14 protein-coding genes are annotated in these 18,701 nt (G+C 59.7%); 13 read left to right on the top strand and 1 reads right to left on the bottom strand.

The features are described 5' to 3' along the window. Positions 1 to 160 precede the first annotated feature (160 nt). The 3 genes from NAT49_RS14580 to NAT49_RS14570 are packed head-to-tail and all read left to right on the top strand — an operon-like array spanning position 161 to position 3,173. A complete protein-coding gene (locus NAT49_RS14580) occupies positions 161 to 856 on the top strand; it encodes a hypothetical protein (RefSeq protein ID WP_251595511.1) in 696 nt (231 codons plus the stop codon). Beyond that, positions 849 to 2,456, top strand: a complete 1,608-nt coding sequence (locus NAT49_RS14575) for a hypothetical protein (RefSeq protein ID WP_251595509.1) — start codon at positions 849 to 851, stop codon at positions 2,454 to 2,456. Before NAT49_RS14580 ends, NAT49_RS14575 begins: the two co-directional genes overlap by 8 nt. A gap of 9 nt (positions 2,457 to 2,465) precedes the next feature. Further along, on the top strand, positions 2,466 to 3,173 hold the full coding sequence (locus NAT49_RS14570) for a hypothetical protein (RefSeq protein ID WP_251595507.1): 708 nt from the start codon (positions 2,466 to 2,468) through the stop codon (positions 3,171 to 3,173). Between the two features lie 127 nt (positions 3,174 to 3,300). Here the strand turns inward: NAT49_RS14570 and NAT49_RS14565 are convergent, their stop codons facing one another. Beyond that, positions 3,301 to 3,723, bottom strand: coding sequence for a dUTP diphosphatase (locus NAT49_RS14565; RefSeq protein ID WP_251595505.1), 423 nt, complete (start codon positions 3,721 to 3,723; stop codon positions 3,301 to 3,303). A gap of 71 nt (positions 3,724 to 3,794) precedes the next feature. Between NAT49_RS14565 and NAT49_RS14560 the strand changes: the two genes are divergently transcribed. The 10 genes from NAT49_RS14560 to NAT49_RS14515 all read left to right on the top strand — a co-directional run. Beyond that, positions 3,795 to 5,924, top strand: coding sequence for a portal protein (locus tag NAT49_RS14560; RefSeq protein ID WP_251595503.1), 2,130 nt, complete (start codon positions 3,795 to 3,797; stop codon positions 5,922 to 5,924). A 73-nt stretch (positions 5,925 to 5,997) separates the two neighbouring features. Then, positions 5,998 to 6,342: a hypothetical protein gene (locus tag NAT49_RS14555; protein ID WP_251595501.1), complete on the top strand. Its 345-nt coding sequence runs from the start codon at positions 5,998 to 6,000 to the stop codon at positions 6,340 to 6,342. Beyond that, positions 6,339 to 7,583: a hypothetical protein gene (locus NAT49_RS14550; protein WP_251595499.1), complete on the top strand. Its 1,245-nt coding sequence runs from the start codon at positions 6,339 to 6,341 to the stop codon at positions 7,581 to 7,583. The genes NAT49_RS14555 and NAT49_RS14550 overlap by 4 nt, the downstream gene beginning before the upstream one ends. Positions 7,584 to 7,598: 15 nt before the next feature. Further along, entirely contained in the window at positions 7,599 to 8,771 is a 1,173-nt protein-coding gene (locus tag NAT49_RS14545) for a N4-gp56 family major capsid protein (protein ID WP_251595497.1), read from the top strand. Between the two features lie 75 nt (positions 8,772 to 8,846). Continuing rightward, complete coding sequence (locus tag NAT49_RS14540; RefSeq protein ID WP_251595495.1) at positions 8,847 to 9,398, top strand: hypothetical protein; 552 nt, start codon at positions 8,847 to 8,849, stop codon at positions 9,396 to 9,398. Between the two features lie 23 nt (positions 9,399 to 9,421). Continuing rightward, positions 9,422 to 10,276: a hypothetical protein gene (locus NAT49_RS14535; RefSeq protein ID WP_251595493.1), complete on the top strand. Its 855-nt coding sequence runs from the start codon at positions 9,422 to 9,424 to the stop codon at positions 10,274 to 10,276. Positions 10,277 to 10,339: 63 nt separating this feature from the next. Then, on the top strand, positions 10,340 to 12,601 hold the full coding sequence (locus tag NAT49_RS14530) for a hypothetical protein (protein WP_251595491.1): 2,262 nt from the start codon (positions 10,340 to 10,342) through the stop codon (positions 12,599 to 12,601). Further along, the gene (locus NAT49_RS14525; protein ID WP_251595489.1) at positions 12,594 to 13,055 is read left to right on the top strand and encodes a hypothetical protein; all 462 of its coding nucleotides are present in this window, start codon (positions 12,594 to 12,596) and stop codon (positions 13,053 to 13,055) included. Before NAT49_RS14530 ends, NAT49_RS14525 begins: the two co-directional genes overlap by 8 nt. Then, the gene (locus tag NAT49_RS14520) at positions 13,055 to 14,578 is read left to right on the top strand and encodes a hypothetical protein (protein ID WP_251595487.1); all 1,524 of its coding nucleotides are present in this window, start codon (positions 13,055 to 13,057) and stop codon (positions 14,576 to 14,578) included. The genes NAT49_RS14525 and NAT49_RS14520 overlap by 1 nt, the downstream gene beginning before the upstream one ends. Positions 14,579 to 14,593: 15 nt before the next feature. Further along, the coding region (locus NAT49_RS14515; protein ID WP_251595485.1) for a hypothetical protein at positions 14,594 to 18,701 on the top strand (4,108 nt) is incomplete at its 3' end.

Below are 18,701 nucleotides of genomic sequence, written 5' to 3'. Positions count from 1 at the left end.
TTACTTGCCCGCCTGATGTTCGTGCTGATGCCTGCCCTGGTGGCCGGCGCTGTGGGCTGTTTGGTCACAAAGTGGCTGGGGCTGCTGCTGTGTATCTACGTAATCTGCCTCGGGTGGGGCGCCACCACACCCTGCCCGACGCGCGGGGAAGGAGTTCCGTATGACCGCTTTGACGATTGATCAATTCAAGGCGGCCCTGCCGCCCAAGGTAAAGAAGTCGGTCAATCAGGAGCTGATCGACCGGATCAACCGCACCCTGTCCGATCCCGAGCTGCATGAAGCGTATCGGGACAATCTGCTGAGCTACACCCGGGTCATGGCCGAGGGCAAGTTCCGGGTCTCCCAGTACATCGATGCCGTGAAGTACGTCAGCCACAAGCTGCTTGGCTGCACCAACCTGGATGCGTACTCGAAGACCTTCCCCGAGAAGATGATGCGCTTCACGGTCATGGGGACGTCCGACAAGGACATCTCGAGCTACGTCTCGGCCTACAACAAGTCGAAGCTGGTCAACCTGATCATGGAGCAGACGCTGGTGCCGTCCTGGATCCTGAACCAGGACTTGTACCAGAAGGCCCTCAATGTGCAGGCAGATCTGATGATCTCTGCCCGCTCCGAGAAGGTGCGCTCCGATGCGGCCAACTCCCTGCTGACCCACCTCAAGCAGCCCGAGACCCAGAAGGTGGAAATGGATGTGAACGTGAAGCAGGACAGTTCGATCCAGGCATTGCGCGACGCCACCATGGAGCTTGCCGCCAGACAGCGTATGGCCATTCAGGCTGGGGCCCAGGATGCCCAGGACGTGGCCCACTCGAGCATCCTGATCGAGGGCGAGTCGGAGGTGAAGGATGAGTGATCCCGTCAAGGACGCGCTCGAGTCGGTCTGGAAGGTCGAGGACTACCTCAACTCGACGTCCTATGACCCCGATCCGACGTATGTGCCCAGCGACTTCGCACTCGAGTTCGTCACCTTCATCAAGCTGACCAACGGCCCAGAGGGGGAAGAGAACAAGACGCCGCTGGTGCACTACAAGATGCTGGACACCATCACCCAGGGTGGCCGGCGCGTCATCAACCTCTGTCACCGAGGGATCGCCAAGACCACCGTGATGGGGGAATACCTGTTCCTCTACATCGCCACCTACGGCGAGCTGCCCGGATTCGGCAGGATCGACCTGGCGCTGTACGTCTCGGACTCGATCGAGAACGGCGTGAAGAACATGCGCAAGAACCTGGAGTTCCGCTGGGAGAACTCCGAGTTTCTGCGTGAGTACGTGCCGACGGTCAAGATGACCGACATTCGCTGGGAGTTCAGAAACGCCGACGGCAAGATATTCATTGTTAAGGGCTACGGCGCCAAGACCGGGGTGCGTGGTGCCAAGGAGATGGGGAAACGTCCCCAGCTTGCGGTGCTCGATGACTTGATCTCGGACGAGGACGCGCGCTCGAGTACGGTCGTGGCCGCTGTCGAAGACACCGTCTACAAGGCAGTGAACTACGCCCTGCACCCGAAGAAGAACATGATCATCTGGTCAGGCACGCCCTTCAACGCCAAGGATCCGCTGTACAAGGCAGTCGAGTCCGGTGCCTGGGCGGTCAACGTGTTCCCGGTGTGTGAGCAGTTCCCGTGTGCACGCGAGGACTTCCGGGGCTCCTGGCCCGACCGCTTCACCTACGACTATGTGCTCGAACAGTACGAAACCGCCGTGAAGCTCGGCAAGGTCGATACCTTCAACCAGGAGCTGATGCTCAGGATCATGTCCGACGAGGATCGTCTGATCCAGGATCACGACATCGGCTGGTATCACCTGGATTCGGTACTGCGCTACCCGCAGCGCTTCAACTTCTACATCACCACCGACTTCGCCACCAGCGAAAAGCAGAAGGCCGACTTCTCGGTGATCTCGGTGTGGGCCTACAACAACGTCGGCCAGTGGCTGTGGGTCGATGGCATCTGCAAGCGTCAGGACGTGGCCAAGTCGATCGACGACCTGTTCCGGCTGAGTCAGAAGTACCGGCCCCAGCAGGTCGGCATCGAGGTCAGCGGGCAGCAGCAGGGCTTCGTGTCCTGGATTCAAAACGAAATGATGGATCGCAACATCTACTTCCCGCTGGCCAGCGAAGGCAACGACATGAAGCCGGGGGTTCGACCCAACACCAACAAGCTGGTGCGTTTCAACTCGGTGGTGCCGCTGTTCAAGGCCAGAAAGATCCTGTTCCCGAAGGAAAAGAGCAAGAGCCCCGAACTGGTCGAGGCCGTGACCGAACTGGAACTGGTGACGCCGGGCGGCTTCAAGAGCAAGCACGACGACTTCATCGACACCATCTCGATGCTGTCGGCCCTGAAGCCGTGGAAGCCCTCCGAGGAAGCGCCCATGGCACAAGACGGCTCGGGCATCTGGGATCTCGAGGAAGACGACGAGGAAACGAGCCGACTGGGCTCCTACATCGTGTGAGGAACGCACATGCAACTAGACGATATTTTTGATGCGCTTGGATCGAGCGAGCTCTCGCAGCTCAGTCTGGGCTCGGAGACTGACATGGGCGTGGCTCGCGAAAGTGAGGTGAAGCTGCTGCCTCATATTAATCTGGGCCTGACCGCGCTGCACAAGCGGTTCAAGCTGCGCGAGGGCCGCATCCGGGTACTGCGTAAACCCGGCCGGGAACAGTACGTACTGACGGCGGCGCACGCGATGAGCGCCCAGGGCGTTGGCTCACGCGACGCCTACATCGACGACGCCGAGCGCACGTTCGAGAACGATCTGCTCAAGATCGAACAGGTGCTCGACCCCAACGGATGTCCGGTGCCGCTCAACGACGAGAACATGCCTGGAGGACTTCGCACCCTGTCGGTCAATACGCTGGTCATGCCGGCCACGTTTGCTCACCCGTATGTGACCGTGGTGTACCGGGCGAACCATCCTCAACTCAAGCCAACCAATGCCACGGCCATTCGCAAGATGGAGATCGATCTGCCCTTCAGCCACCTCGAGGCACTGCTGTTCTTTATCGCAAGTCGAGTCTTCAATCCGATGGGCGCAAGCGAGGGATTTCACGAGGGGAACAACTACGCGTCCAAGTACGAGCGGGCGTGCCTGGCGCTGGAAAATGGGGGGTATCAGCTGGAGAACCAATTCGAGGATCACCGCTTCCATCGCAACGGCTGGTGCTAGGGCCTGAAAAGCAAAAACCCCGCCGAAGCGGGGTTCCTACTGAGGCCGTCGCCTCTGGGGATCGCTCCCCACCCTGGAGATCTCACTCTACAAGGTGAGGCCATTAAACCGGGCAGCGCCTAAAGCGTCAATACCGGCCAGAATCGCCAAAGCCACCCTCACCGCGTTCGGTGTCATCGAGCTCATCCACCAGCTCGGGCGTCACGTACACCGCAGGCACCACCACCATCTGAAGCACACGTTCGCCGGCGTCCCAGGAGAAGCGCTCGCCGTTCTTGGTTCGAAGGTTGGCAATCCACTCACCCCGGTAATCCGCATCGATCACGCCACAGGTGTTGTTGAGCTCGAGTCCGAACTTGGCGCCGGTGCCGGAGCGTGGCAGCAGCAGTGCCACATTCCCCTTGGGAACAGCGGCCGAGAAGCCAAGCCCAACCTTGGTGGTGCGGTCGTCGCACTCCCCTGCCTCGGGCATGTACAGGTCGAGTCCCCCGGCGGCCTCTGAGCCACGGGTGGGAAGAATAAAGTTCGGATGGCGTTTTTTCATTTTCATAGACTGCCTCTCATTGAGTTTTTCGGCGCTTTTCGCCGCGAAACTACACGACTGAAAGCGAGGGGTTTGGAATGGATGAATCGTTGGATATGGGTATGGACGTACCGCAGACGCCGCTGACCGAATGGAAGAACGAGCCCTCGGTGACGGATCTGAAACGGGATCTGCAGGAGGCCCAATCGACGCATGACTCACAGGTCATGCAGATCGAGGACTGGCTGGATGTGCTGCATGTGCGGGGCAAGGCCGCACCGCCCAAGAACCGCCAGGGTTCCCAGGTCGCGCCCAAGCTGGTGCGCAAGCAGGCCGAGTGGCGCTACCCCAACCTGAGCGAGCCGTTCCTGTCGACCGAGGATGTCTTCACGGTCGAACCCATCTCGGCAAGCGACGTGAAGGCGGCCCGCCAGAACAAGCTGATCCTGAACAATCAGTTCAACACCAAGATCGACAAGGTGGCGTTCATCGACGAGTTCGTGCGTACCGCGGTCGAGGAAGGCACTGCGATCGTGCGGGTCGGCTGGGAGTACGAGGAAGAAGAGACTGAAATCCAGGTGCCGGAGTTCGAGTTCTACGCCGACCCCCAGCTAGGGCCGATGCACGCCACCATGGCCCAGGAACGTCAGATGGATCCGGCGAGCTTCGAGCAACGTGCCGAACCCCTGCGCCAGGCGCATTCACTCTCCATGGAACGCGGTGTCCCGCACGGAGTGCGGCAGGTCGGCATGAAGGCGGTGAAGACCACTCGCGTCACCAAGAACCAGCCCACACTCGAGGTCTGCGATTTCCGTAACGTGATCATCGACCCCACCTGCCGGGGCGACGTGGACAAGGCCAGTTTCGTGATCCACAGCTTCGAGACCTCGCTGTCCGAGCTCAAGAAGGACGGGCGCTACTCAAACCTCGACAAGATCAAGACCACCGAGAACACCCCGCTGTCAGAGCCAGACCACGCCACCACCGACACCAGCAACTTCACCTTCAAGGACAAGCCGCGCCAGAAGTTCGTGGCCTATGAGTACTGGGGCTATTGGGACATCGACGGCTCGGGCACGGTGAAAGCCATCGTGGGCACCTGGGTCGGCGACACGCTCATCCGCATGGAAGAGAACCCCTTCCCCGACGGCAAGATCCCGTTCGTGGTCATCCCCTATCTGCCGGTACGCAAGAGCACCTACGGCGAGCCGGATGGGGCATTGATCGAGGACAACCAGAAGATCACCGGTGCGGTGACGCGCGGCATGATCGATCTGTTGGGCAAGTCGGCCAACTCCCAGACCGGCGTGCGCAAGGACGCACTCGACGTCACCAATCGGCGCAAGTTCGCCCAGGGCCAGGACTATGAGTTCAACGCCAACGTCGATCCGCGCCAGGCGTTCTATCAGCACACCTTCCCTGAAATCCCCCAGTCGGCGCAGGTCATGCTCCAGATGCAGAGCATGGAAGCGGAATCCCTGACCGGGGTGAAAGCCTTCAACAACGGCATCTCCGGGCAATCGCTTGGTGACGTTGCTGCCGGCGTTCGAGGCGCCCTGGACGCCTCATCCAAGCGCGAGACCAGCATCCTGCGAAGGCTCTCCAAGGGCATGGTCAAGATCGGACGCAAGATCATCGCCATGAACGGTGAGTTCCTGTCCGAGGAGGAAGTGGTTCGGGTCTCGGAAGAGGAGTTCATCCCGGTGCGCCGTGACGATCTGCCGGGCAACTTCGATCTGCGCCTTGGCATCTCCACCGCCGAGGAAGACAACCAAAAGGCCCAGGAGCTCTCCTTCATGCTCCAGACCATGGGCAACAGCATGGAGAGCGACTTCTCTCGAATGATCCTGGCCGAGATTGCCCGGCTGCGGAAGATGCCGGCACTGGCCAAGAAGATCGAGTCCTACCAGCCGCAGCCGGATCAACAGGCTCAGCTTGAGCTCGAGAAGCTCAAGGCCGAGGTGGCGAAACTTCAGGCCGACGTGCGTGAGACCGAGACCGATGCCCAGCTCAATCAGGCTCGTGTCGGCACCGAACAGGCACGCGCAGAGCACCTGTCCAGCCAGACCGACAAGGCCAATTTGGACTTCGTCGAGCAGGAGTCGGGCGTGAAGCAGGAGCGTGAATTGCAAAAGCACGGGGAGCAGGCACGAAGCCAAGCCAACCTGAAAATGCTCGAGCATTCGTTGGGAAAGAACGGACAAAACCCGGGCCAGACCCGCCATTAAAAAAGTTCTGATGGGTCTGTGAAAACTGGTTACTGTCGCCCAATCAACAGCCTATCAACGACCGGAAGGTGTTATGAGCCAAGCTGACATTCAAGAAATCGAGTTGGACATCGAACAGGCAAAGGCCCTGATCGAGAAGGACGACGCATTGACTCGCCTGAGTCAGAACCCTGACTTCCAGAAGGTCATCCAGGAAGGCTACCTCAAGGGAGAGGCGGTTCGTCTGGTTCACCTGAAAGCCGACCCCAACATGCAGCAGCCGGACATGCAGTCGGACATCGCCAACCAGATTACGGGTATCGGTTGCTTGTTCAACTACCTAAAGGTCATCGAGATGCAGGCGCAGCATGCACGCTTCGCCATGGATGAGCACCAGCAGACCCTCAATGAACTGATGATGGAGGAAGGCGCTGAATGACCACCGAGACCGTACAGGGCCTTCCCGAGGAAGGTCGCTCACTTCTGGAAATGTCCGACGATGACATCGCCAACATGGACACTTCCTTTCTTGATGATGATGACCCGGAAGACAGCGACGCGTCGCAGGCCCCGGCCGAGCCCGAAGGTACTGAGGGCGCAGGCCAGGAGGGCGCAGACGACGGCGCTGCCGATCCGGGCACCCAAGAGGACGATGCCGATGACCAAGACGCAGACGCCGATGCTGGCGATGCTGACGCTGGTTCTGCTGATGACGCTGCCGATGCGGCCGCTACTGATTCGACCCCGGAAGGTGGTGATGAAGCTGCCTCGGATGCCACTGAAGAAGCGGATGCTGAGGATGCCGAGTCCAAGGACGCTGATCAGTCGGAAGACACTCAGGACACGGTGGACTACAAGGCAGAGTACGAACGGCTGCTCGGAACCTTCAAGGCCAACGGCCGAGACATGCAGGTTCAAAACGTCGATGAAGCCATCCAGCTGATGCAGATGGGCGCCAACTACACCAAGAAGATGGCCGCCCTGAAGCCCAACCTGAAAGTCATGAAGCTCCTGGAGAACAACAATCTCCTGGACGAGAGCAAGCTCGGCTATCTGATCGACCTCGAGAAAAAGAATCCCGAGGCGATTCAGAAGCTGATCAAGGACAGTGGGATCGACCCACTGGACATCGATACCCAGAAAGAAAGCGGGTACACGCCCACTGACTATTCCGTAGACGATAAGGCCCTCGAGCTGGACTCGGTACTGGACGAGATCCAGGAAACGCCGACCTACCAGCAACTGCTCGATGTCGTCGGGAAACAGTGGGACGGCCCAAGCCAACAAGTTATCGCCGACAACCCCCAATTGCTTTCAGTCATCAATAACCACATGGCCAGTGGCATTTATGACCAGATCGTCAACGAGGTTGAGCGCGAGCGCATGTTCGGGCGCCTATCGGGTATCTCGGATCTTGAAGCCTACCGCCAGGTCGGTGATCGACTGCACTCAGAAGGCAAGTTTGCTGCGCCGGACAACTCCGGCCAACAGCAATCACCTGCTGCCGAGCCGCCGAAAACTGCCCCTGCGCCCAAGGCACCTGATCCGGCACTCAAAAGCAAGAAGCGAGCCGCCGCAGGCTCACCCCGTACCGCTCCGAAGTCCAAACCTGCGGAGTTCAATCCGCTGTCCATGTCGGACGAGGACTTCGAGAAGCAGATCGATTCCCGATTCATGTAATTTGTGAGATAGCTTATGACCCGTACATACAACGATCCCGCTGGCGGTAAAGCCTCCTCCGTTGGCACTCAGCTTCGTACTGACTACTACCAGAAGAAAGCCCTGATCGAGGCGCGCAAGCTCCAGTTCTTCATGCCGCTGGCGGACGTGACTGCCATGCCGAAGAACATGGGCAAGAAGATCAAGCGCTATCACTACCTGCCGCTGCTCGACGACGCCAACATCAACGACCAGGGCATCGATGCGACTGGCGCCAAGATCCAGAACGGCAACCTCTACGGTTCCAGCAAGGACGTCGGCACCATCTCTGGCAAGCTGCCGCTGCTCTCCGAGACCGGCGGTCGCGTGAACCGCGTTGGCTTCAAGCGCAAGGAAATCGAAGGCTCCTTCGAGAAGTTCGGCTTCTTCGATGAGTACAGCCAGGAATCCCTGGACTTCGATTCCGACGAGGAACTGCTGAGCCACATCAACCGCGAAATGCTCAACGGTGCGCACGAGATCACCGAAGACGCACTTCAGATTGACCTGCTGACTCAGGCCGGTGTCCTGAAGTACGCCGGTGCGGCCACCAAGGACGAGGAAGTCGACGGCGAGAGTCTGGCGACCTACAGCGACCTGATGCACCTATCCATCGACCTGGACAACAACCGCACGCCCAAGCACACCAAGGTCATCAGCGGCACTCGCATGGTTGATACCAAGACCCTGCCGGCCGCGCGTGTGTTGTACATCGGCTCCGAGTTGATTCCCCTGGTTCGCGCCATGAAGGATCTGCACGGCAACCCGGCCTTCATCCCGGCTCAGCACTACGCTGCGGCAGGCACCGTGCTTAACGGTGAGATTGGCACCGTCGATCAGTTCCGCATCGTGGTCGTTCCCGAAATGATGCAGTGGGCCGGTTCCGGTGCTGCGGTCGCTGAGGGTGACTCTGGCCACTACGAGGACGCGGGCAAGTACACCATCTTCCCAATGCTCGTGGTCGGTGACGGCTCCTTCACCACCATCGGTTTCCAGACCGACGGCAAGACTGTGAAGTTCAAGATCATTCACAAGAAGCCGGGTGAGAAGTCAGCCGATCGTACCGACCCGTATGGCGAGACCGGCTTCATGTCGATCAAGTGGTACTACGGCTTCATGGCCCTGCGCTCTGAGCGCCTGGCGCTGCTCAAGACCGCAGCCACGCTGTAAGGCTCGTTCAGGGGGTGGGTTTAGCCCGCCCCTTGTTATTTAAATATTTCATTATTGAATTACGGAAATAATCCAATGACTGATCAAGTACCCCAGCAGGATGAGCTGACCGTCCTCAAGAATCGCGCCACCGCCATGGGCATTGCCTTCCATCCGAACATCGGCGTGGACAAGCTGCGTGAGAAGGTCAACGCCGCCCTCACCGAAAGCGCGCCCGAGCAGGACGCACCGGCCACTGACAGTACCTCGGGTGAAACCGCCGCTCAGCGTCGTGCTCGCCTCAAGCGTGAAGCCAGCAAGCTCATCCGCGTTCGCGTGACGTGCATGAACCCGCTCAAGCGTGAGCATGAAGGTGAGATCTTCACGGCCGGCAACGCCATGGTCGGCAGCTTCAAGAAATACGTGCCCTTCAATGCCGACGACGGCTGGCACATCCCGCAGATCATCTACAACCAGCTGACTCAACGTCAGTGCCAGGTTTTCTATACCGAGCGCGACGCACGCGGCAACACCACGCGTAAAGGCAAGCTGATTCGTGAGTTCAACGTCGAGGTGCTTCCACCCCTGACCGAAGCTGAGCTCAAGGAACTGGCCCAACGCCAGGCCATGGCGCGTAGCGTCGACTGATGAGTATGAGCCCGGAGACCACCATGGACGAGATCGCTATCAATGAGCTCACAGACACCAGCCTGACAGGCGACGGTACGTTCGATCGGCTGATGCGAGCGACCAAGGCCCACCTGGATGCCGAGTTCAAGATGGGTCGCATCAAGGGGGGCGAATACGCTCAGGTCTACCTGGGCTCGCTCACAGCGGTCATGCAAACCGCGTTGCAGTTCACCCTGGAACAGCGCAAGGCCGCTCAGGATGCAGCACTGACCCAAGCCAAGATTCAAACCGAGCGCTACCAGCAGGGCATCCTGAAGCAGCAGCAGATCAACCTGGCGACCGAACACGAGACCGCCAAGCTCCAGCAGGCCCAGCTCCGCCAGCAAACGGAGAACCTGCGTCTTGAAGCCGACAAGCTCAAGGCAGAGACGGCCCAGATGGAGCAGCAGACCGAGAACCTGGCCGCCACCAAGGCCCAGACGCTCGAGCAGACCGCGCTGGTCAAGCAGCAGACCCTGAACGCCATCACCCAGAACGACACCCTGCTCAAGGAGCAGTGCAAGCTGGATGCCGAGTTCGACCTGTTGCAGGAGCAGAAGCTCCAGACCGTGGCCCAGACCGCCCTCGTGACACAAAAGCGCGTCACTGAAAAAGCCCAGATCACGGCGTCGGGCGTGGACGAGGACAGTGTCATCGGTCGGCAGAAGGGGCTGTATCTGGCGCAAACCAATGGTTTCGAGCGCGACGCGGTACAGAAGGCCGCCAAGCTCATGGTCGACAGCTGGAACGTGCGGCGCACCACCGACGATGCCACCTCCGCCAACGAGACCAACCGGCTTGATGACGTCACCGTGGGCCGGGCGGTGGAACGTCTGCTCAGCAACGTCAACGCCTGACACGGGCATCGTTACGTACCACCGGGAGCCCACGCGGCTCCCTTTTTCTATCGGGGATGGGTTATGGGATTGTTCAGCAGCAAGCACAAACGCACCGTCCATACGAGCGTGGTTCGTGCCGTGGATGACACCGCCATGCCCGAGACGCTTCGTCAGGCCATTCTTCGCTCGGTCTACCAGGAAACCAACATCAGCGAGGAACTGGTCAATGGGCTGATCGATGGCCCGGCCCTGAACTTCGAGCGCATGTTTCGCTACGCCCAGAAGGACTATTACTGGGGCCTGCCGAACGCCCGCCTTCTGACTAACAAGGGTGGCACCGACGATGTGCAGCGGATCATCGAGGCCGAGCTGGGCCATGACGTCACGGTCGAATACTGCGTGCTTGGAGCGCCGCGCAGTCAGCACTTTGCTTGGCAGGCCCTGGTCGATCAGCACGGCTACGACCCCACCACCAATGTGCTTGGCCACCTCACCGATGAGAAGGGCACGCCGGTCTATCTGAGCGATCTGGTCGTGGTCTACCCGGAAAGCCTCGCCGGCGAGATCGACCCGAGCCTCATGGAGTCCCTCGGTGTCCCTGCCACGTCAGGCTATACCCCCAAGCGTCCGGCGTCGGGGCTTGGTCGATTGGGCCGCTACGCTCAACACACTGACTATGTGCTCGACCCAGACCGCACCGAGGATGCGGCGCTGGTGTTCTACACCTATGAGCAGGACGGGGCGATCGTCGACGATCACTTCGAACTCACGCTTGCAACGCTTGAAGCGGGGGATTACTTCCAAGCGCTGGTGTCCTGGGACGGGGGCAGCGATCTGGCCTACCGCTACTGGACATACCGCCAGGGCGCCGGCGACTACCCCAAGCTCGACAACGTCAAGGAGCTGGCGGTCGAGAACCCGGGCACCTACTTCCCGTTCGCCCTCTTTCGCCGCGACCGAACCAACATCGCCACCAAGGAGCGGGAGGACACCGAGGAATATCAGTCGACCAAGACACTTCTGGACTTCATCAACATCGACTACCAGAAGATGGGCGACTCGATTGCGGAGAACGAGGATGCCGGGGACATCGACCAGGCCATTTTAATGATGGCGATGCCGGTCACGTCCGAGCACCAGATTGATCTGGCGTATGTCTATGCCTTCTTCGAGCGCCTATACCGCACCAACCCGTCCGCCAGCACGGCAGGCCGAGACTCGAGCCATGGTGAGAAACGCATCGGCAGTGCCTTCCTGATCGAGGAAGCCGACTCCAACACGATCCTGTCCTACAACTCGATCTCCAAACGCATCCGGGCCGGTCAGATTGGCAAGGTGGGTGAGTACCAGAAGGAAATCCGGGAAGAGCCCTACACAGTGCGGGAATCCCATTGGGCCGGCAGCAACAAGAACGAGGTACGCCGGCGGATCGTCGAGCGTACCTACTACCGCTACAGCTACCACATCCGATACCAGCGCAACGCCACGTTCTTTGAAGAGGTCATCGTCGAGGATCTGGTTCAAAACCGACGCAGTGATGGCCGCAGCTACGCCACCAATGCAACCCTCAAAGACGATCCCGAGAACATCCTGATCCCACTGGATCGAAGCCTGGCGGATACCTGGTCGCTGGCGGACAAGGAAACCCTGTACCTGCGCTCGCTGCACTACGTCTTTCACTCCATGCACGTTGAGCGGGTGAAGTGGTATCAGTCCGGCTGGTTCACCTTTGCCCTGAAGGTCGCGGCCGTCGTCATCTCCATCTACAGCATCCAGGCGGCCGCCATCACCCTCGCGGCTGCGGCCTCGCTGACCGCCATTGCCTGGGCTGTCACAACCATGGTCGTGCAGGCCATCGCCTTCAAGCTGGCCACCCGGGAGCTGGTCAAGATCCTGGGCGCTGATGGCACCCTCCTCGCCGCCGTGGCGCTGGCAGCGGCCGCCGCCTATCAGGGCTACACCGGCAGCACGCTGCTGCCAAGTTCTGAACAGCTTCTGATGGCATCCAACGGAATGCTGTCGGAATCCCAGCTGCGCAGTGCCGATCTGATGCAGGATCTACAGGACGACCTGATCGACTTCCAGAGCTATCAGAAAGACAAGAACGAAGAACTCGACAGCGCCAAGGGACTACTGAACCAGAGCAACCTGCTCGATCCCTTCGCCCTATTCGACACCCCTACCGTGCCGCAGCGTTTCGGCGAAAGCCCGGACGACTTCTATGAGCGCACGGTTCACTCGGGAAATATCGGCGTGGCCGGCATCGACCTCGTGTCCGGCTACACCGACATTGCCCTCACGCTACCCAGCATCAACACCACGCTAGGAGGTTCGTATGCTTAATTACGGAAACACGGATGAATGGAGCATGTTCAGTCAGCCCCTGGCTGCCATGCAGGGTGTACAGCAGCAGGCGGCCACGGCCCCGGGCCTGTTCGGTGGCACCGGCGGCATGTCATTGGCCCCCCAGGGCGGCGGCGGTGGCGGGGGTGCCTCTCCGTTCAGCAGCCTCGGTCTGTTCGGGGGCACCGATGCCGACGGCAATCAGGTCAACGGCTGGGCCGGTTCCGCCATTGGACTCGGTCAGGGTCTGCTTGGCGCCTACATGGGCATGAAGCAGTACGGTCTGGCGAAGGACGCCCTCAAGCAGAGCAAGGCCCAGTTCGAGAAGAACTACGCCGCCCAGCGCCAGATGACCAACTCACGACTGGAAGATCGTCAGCGTGCGCGCGTGGCGTCCAACCCCGACGCCTATCAGTCCGTCAGCGGCTACATGGATAAGTACGGAGTGAAGTAATGGCCCAACCCATCACATGGCGCAATGTGACCGCCCCCTCGACGCAGGGGGCAAGCTCACTCTTCCAGGGTGCCCAACAAAGCCTGGACAACTCACTCGGGGCGCTCGGCCGTCTGGTCGATCGTGAACAGAAAACCAATCGAGCGAACTGGGAGAACCAGCGCAACAACAACACGCAGGATGTTCTGAATCAGCTGGGTCAGTTTCAGTCCGTGGATGAGTACAACGCCGCACGGGAGTCAGGAGCACTGGCTCAGTTACAGAACCGCTTTGGCCGCCAGGTTGATCAGAGCGCGGTACGCCAGGCAATGACAGCCCTGCCCGGCCAGCTGATGAAGCGGGGCCAGGCTGAGGCGGAGTACGAGGACTTCACTCGGCAACGCGACGAGCGCCCGCTAGTCAACCAGTACCAGTCCATGATTGCCAATCAGGATTACGCCGGTGCGCAGGCATTACTGGATCAGCACGATTTGCTCAATGAGGGTGAACTGGCTGGTATGGCTCGAAATTCTAGACTAAAGGATGCGGCAGAACGTCGCGCTAACCGAGCCGATGGTCGAGCGGCCGCCAGCTTGCGCATGCGTCAGACGGCGTTCAATCAGGGGCAGCAGGATCGGGCATCGCACAAGGCGGGTGAGGCAATTTTGCAGGCGTCGCTCAATCGGTATGCGCAGCAGGATGAACAGGCGACACAGCAGCTCAACAGCCTTGCCAAGCGACATGGGATCCCTGTGGTCAACGGTCAGCCCGACCTGTCCAAGGTTGGCGATGACAAGACGAGCGCATTCCGGGATGCCGTCAACAGTGCGGGAATTTCCGTACCATCCTGGTCTCAGCGACGCCAGGAACTTACTAAGACTTTGATGGCTAACAAATCGATTTCGCCAAGCGAAGTTGGATCCCTTATTAACAATTTTGACGGATATGATACACTCCGTAACGAATTGTCATCTTCAGCTAAGAATAAGTTAGGAGTTCAAAGCCGAGACGCGCAGGAATACTTCTCGAACAAGGAGAAGGAACTTGCGCAGCGAACCGAGGATGCCCGAAAGCGCGACATCTTCCATTCCACCGGCAAGGATCCTGCATCAGAGCTTGCTGACATCATGCCTTCTGGCAAGGCACTGGACGATCGAGGCTTTAGTTCAAGCGAACAGGCCGACCTTCAGTCCAAGGCCAATGCATACATGACCAAGGGATTTCCCATCGGGGACGGCGCCTCTATCCCGGTGCCCGCCTCTGTCATGAAACTGGCCCTAAGCCGCGTAACCGACAACTTCTACGGCTTCAATACATCGCTGGATGATGTGATCGAATCGTGGGCAAACGAACCGGCAACGCTCGAGGCGTATGAGGAGCACCTCACCCTCCGCGATAAGAGCGCAGCCGACAGGAATAATCTGAAACGGGAAAAAACCGAGCAGTTATCCTCGCTTGAAGCGAATTTCAAAAAGCGTCAGGGCGTCAAATCCGTCTCCACACGGGACTTCCTCGAGACCCTGGGGCGCTTCAAACCGAGATAGGATTAGGGCCGAACTATGAGCTACAACCCCGATGATTTCCTGGCAGCCCAAGACGCTGCCATTTTTGGGCCGTCCAAGGACGGCCTTTTCAATGACCGGATCCAATCCAAGCAGGATAAGGTAAACAAGGCGTCTGCCAATAAGCTGGCGGCGCTTCATCGAGCTCGTGATGCCCGGTTCCAGCGGCAGATGCAGTACGACCAGTCTCTGATCGGCAAACTGGACGTCGACCCTGATTCCTTTATTGGAGGCAATCTCAACCGCAGTGCTGCCTTTATCTCGGGGGCAAGCCGCCTGGCCGGCCAGATGGCCACCCTACCTCTGAACATCAATTCGCAGGCGCAACGCGCAGCCATCGACGATGGTGCCATCGACGCCTACAACCGCTACAAGAAGGACGAGGCAACGCCTGAAGACATGGCGCTGCTCAACGCGATTCCCCAACAGGCGCGTGAGTCCCAGCAGTCCCAGCATCATTCGGATCAGACGGCCTTCGTGCCCAGGGACACCAAAACCAATCTGGATCACCTCAAGTCCTACGGCACCACCACAGGGCTTGCCGACGTCATTCGTCGAGGCACAGATCTGTCGGACATCGTCTACCAGGGCAACCGGGAAGATCTGTCTAAAGACCTTCGCTCCGGTGATGGCAAGGAAGGACTCGAGGAACTGGCAGAGGCCAAGAAAGAGTTCGAAAACGGCAACGAACTGGCCGGCACGCTCAAGGGCACCAAGGCACTGACCAAGTTGGTCGCCCATGGCGGCATCAGCGTCGCCCAACATCCCGAAGCCATGCTCGAGTACGTGGCCGAGAACATTCCTCAGCTCGTTACCGCAGCGCGTGGTGTGCTTGGTTCCGTGGTGAGTAACGCAGGCTATGGCGCCGATGTGACCAACCAAGGCGTGATGAATTACCGCGACGACCATCGCGGTGACGATCCAGGCCAGAGCGACTACGCCAAGATGGCTGCTTATGGCTGGGCAAGCTCCGGGGCTGAAATGCTTGGGGATGCTGCCATGCTCAAGAAACTGGTTCCCGGCCGCAGCAAACCCGGTGCGTCTGGCCCGGTTCGAGCAAGGGATTCCGTACTCAATACCGGCAAGGCAACTGCCGAGGGCATGGCAACAGAGGGTCTGACCGAGGGCGTGCAGACCTACACCGAAGGCCAGGCCACCAACAAGCCTGCCTCCGCGGCTGACATCTACGAAGGCGTTGCCATCGGTGCAGGTGTCGGTGGTGCTCTTAGCGGAACCATGCGCGCCGGTGCAGAGGCGTCCCAGGCAACGCCCGAGCATGCCGAACAAAATGCCAAGCAGGCCCAGGACAAGGCGGATTTTGACGCAATCGCCGAGTCGGGCGATGTAGCACCCTACCTCGATAAAACCGGAACGGACTACGCCCCGGAGAAAGCCGTTGGCGCGTTGATGCGCAACAGCCAGAAGTCAGACGCTACCCCCGAACAACGGGACGCCAACCTGACCCAGGCCAATGAGATCGTCACGACCCTGGAGCAGGAACGCCAGGACAAGCAAGCGGTGCTGGATTCCATGGCACCCGAGAAGCGTGCCGAATACGCAGGCCAGCTCGATGAACAGAAGCAGGCCCTCGAGCGCGCAGAATCCCCTGAAGAACGTCAGGACATTCAGCGCAACATCGATCTGCTCAGTGACGTCATTGTCGACATCGACAAGACAACGCCCAAGCAGCGCAAGGCCGCCCAGCGTGAACTGGATCAGGTCGAGCGGCACCTCAAGCAGTCCCGCGCCATTACAGAGCGAATGACTGTCGACAACCAACCCAAAAGTGATGAAGTACGCTCGGTGATTGACCGCGCCGACCAGGATGTATCGGAGACCGAGCCCGATACCGACGCTGCATATCGCGTCGTTCAACTGGCCATGGCAAACCCGGACGCCCTCTCTATCGAGGACGTCGATCGTCTAGTCAAAAACACATCGAACAGTCTGGACGAGCAACAGCGAACCTATCTTCGCAAGTACGCAGAAACCAAAAAAGCCGAGCACCGGCTGAAGGGCCTCGATGGCGTCAGCGACAACATCTTGGTAGGCGGCAAGGGCTACAAGGGTATCCAGGAATATCGCCAGGCCTTTACCTCTGCGGTAAAGGCCGGCAACCCGGACGCCGCCAAGACCGAACTTGCCGATCTGACGCAGTTTGCCCGTCAGCACAAACGCAAAGCCAAAGCGGCGCAGGAAGCGTTCCGCAAAACCAAAGGGACAGAAAACAGCATCCAGATGGTCTACAGCAAACGAAATGGTTGGCATGAGTCCGCCGAGCCCATTTCACGCCGACAGAGGGAAGACAACGGTGCAATGGAGATCAGCACCCACTCGGGCAAGTTTGTGCAAGCCATTATCGAAGAGGCACGCACCTTGGAACACGTTAGAGCAGAGCTGAGCAGCGCCCAGGATATGGCATTTGGCGCTGCCAACACCGCCGCTCAAGAAGCATCCCCCGCACAGGGCGCTACCACGCGCACCGTAAAGACCGCGCCTGATGCACCGAAGGCGTCACAAGCGCCGAAAGCACCGAAAACGCCAAAGGCAGACGCGGCGCAGGCCACGAAAACAGCGCAGGTCGCTGATTCAACTGAGACGCAGCCAGCACGCGCCGCGACAGATGAATCATTGCAACACTTAAATAATGCAACAACGCAACAACCGAGCACCGAGGCACCTGCACAGGAATCAACTGCGCCCGTCGAACCAACGACAGGACGGCTCAATGCCGTCGAGCAGACAGACGATCCGGCCACGCCCTACGTCGAGCGTAACCTGGCAAGCCAGTACACCCAGACCTCGAAGACCGAGCGGCACGCCTCTGGCAATCCGCTGGTCGAGCTGCCGGATGCATTGACTGCCCTGGATCAAGACCCGACGGTAGCCAACGACTACCTGACCGAGCCGATGAACGACCGCCAGCAGGCGCTGCTCGAGACCTTCATCGAGATGGCCCGGGAATGGGGCGACACGGCTCAGGCACTGTTCCAGCCCAAGGCGCGTGCGGACTTCCGATATGAGGACACCCTACAGTTCCTGACCGACGAACAGGGCCAGATCCCGGCCAACACACGCACCGCCATTGCTGCCGGTATGGCGACCTGGTTGATCGAAAATGCCGGGGAGACCCAGTACAACGACGCCGAGTCGATCAACGCCATTCTGGGCCGTGAAGGCTCTGCACCCATCTCCCAGGATCAGTTCAATCAGCTGGGTCGCGTCGGGGTACGTAACCGCGTAGCCATCAACTCACTGGGTCAGAAGATCAGCGATGCCCTCGGCCTCAAGGCACGCAAGGACGCAACGCAGGACGCACAGACCAAGCTCGAGGGATCGCTTGGCGCCTACGCCCTCGGTGTCCTGATCGACGCCGGACTGGTCACGCGTACTTCGATTGCGCAGGACACGTTCGAAGCGCTTCAGAAAGGCCAGGAGCTGCCTGCTGGTTCAACCAAGAAAGGTGCCCAGCACAACTTCGTGCGCGTCACAGCCACCCGGGATGATGCCGGACAGCTGAGCTACGCCGCCGATACCCAGGAGCTCTTGGATAAGTCCAAGGACACCAAGGGCATGCTGAACAAACTGTTCTCGATGGAAGACAGCCTCAAGGCGCCGTCGAGCACACCGATCGACTTCACACAGAAGAGCCCGCGCAACACCGATCGCGCCGTCCCAGAGTCGCTGGCCAAGATCCAGGACGCGGAAGGCAAGCGCCCCCACTACGTCCGCAAGGACATGAACACGGTACTCGAGACGCTCGATGACTCGGTACTCGAGTCGATTGCCGGCGTCGTGAATCTGGGCACCCAGCGGGTGCACTCGATCAACCAGGCGCGCATCGAAGCCAAGAACGATTCCCTGCGCCGCGAGATCGCACGCTACCGGGAATACACCGGCGGCATGGACTCTCTGGATCAGGCCATCTACTTCCCGCGCAGCGTCTGGAAGCAGCACCGTGTCGGCATCGACAGCAATCTGCTCAATCCCCAATCCAGCAAAGTGCAGCGGCACATGCTCTGGATGGACGGCTGGAACACGCAGGTGCCGATGGACAAGAACGATCCGCTCAATCGTCAGTTCATGCTGGCAGTGGCCGATGGCC

The sequence above is a fragment of the Larsenimonas suaedae genome (assembly GCF_023712105.1).
GTDB classification, from domain to species: Bacteria; Pseudomonadota; Gammaproteobacteria; order Pseudomonadales; family Halomonadaceae; genus Larsenimonas; species Larsenimonas suaedae.
This window is presented reverse-complemented; position numbering and strand designations above follow the sequence as displayed.

Excerpts from the sequence above, each read along its gene's own strand:
- NAT49_RS14580 (WP_251595511.1), top strand. The coding sequence starts at position 161 with ATGACCGCTTTGACGATTGATCAATTCAAGGCGGCCCTGCCGCCCAAG.
- NAT49_RS14575 (WP_251595509.1), top strand. The coding sequence starts at position 849 with ATGAGTGATCCCGTCAAGGACGCGCTCGAGTCGGTCTGGAAGGTCGAG.
- NAT49_RS14570 (WP_251595507.1), top strand. The coding sequence starts at position 2,466 with ATGCAACTAGACGATATTTTTGATGCGCTTGGATCGAGCGAGCTCTCG.
- NAT49_RS14565 (WP_251595505.1), bottom strand. The coding sequence starts at position 3,723 with ATGAAAATGAAAAAACGCCATCCGAACTTTATTCTTCCCACCCGTGGC.
- NAT49_RS14560 (WP_251595503.1), top strand. The coding sequence starts at position 3,795 with ATGGATGAATCGTTGGATATGGGTATGGACGTACCGCAGACGCCGCTG.
- NAT49_RS14555 (WP_251595501.1), top strand. The coding sequence starts at position 5,998 with ATGAGCCAAGCTGACATTCAAGAAATCGAGTTGGACATCGAACAGGCA.
- NAT49_RS14550 (WP_251595499.1), top strand. The coding sequence starts at position 6,339 with ATGACCACCGAGACCGTACAGGGCCTTCCCGAGGAAGGTCGCTCACTT.
- NAT49_RS14545 (WP_251595497.1), top strand. The coding sequence starts at position 7,599 with ATGACCCGTACATACAACGATCCCGCTGGCGGTAAAGCCTCCTCCGTT.
- NAT49_RS14540 (WP_251595495.1), top strand. The coding sequence starts at position 8,847 with ATGACTGATCAAGTACCCCAGCAGGATGAGCTGACCGTCCTCAAGAAT.
- NAT49_RS14535 (WP_251595493.1), top strand. The coding sequence starts at position 9,422 with ATGGACGAGATCGCTATCAATGAGCTCACAGACACCAGCCTGACAGGC.
- NAT49_RS14530 (WP_251595491.1), top strand. The coding sequence starts at position 10,340 with ATGGGATTGTTCAGCAGCAAGCACAAACGCACCGTCCATACGAGCGTG.
- NAT49_RS14525 (WP_251595489.1), top strand. The coding sequence starts at position 12,594 with ATGCTTAATTACGGAAACACGGATGAATGGAGCATGTTCAGTCAGCCC.
- NAT49_RS14520 (WP_251595487.1), top strand. The coding sequence starts at position 13,055 with ATGGCCCAACCCATCACATGGCGCAATGTGACCGCCCCCTCGACGCAG.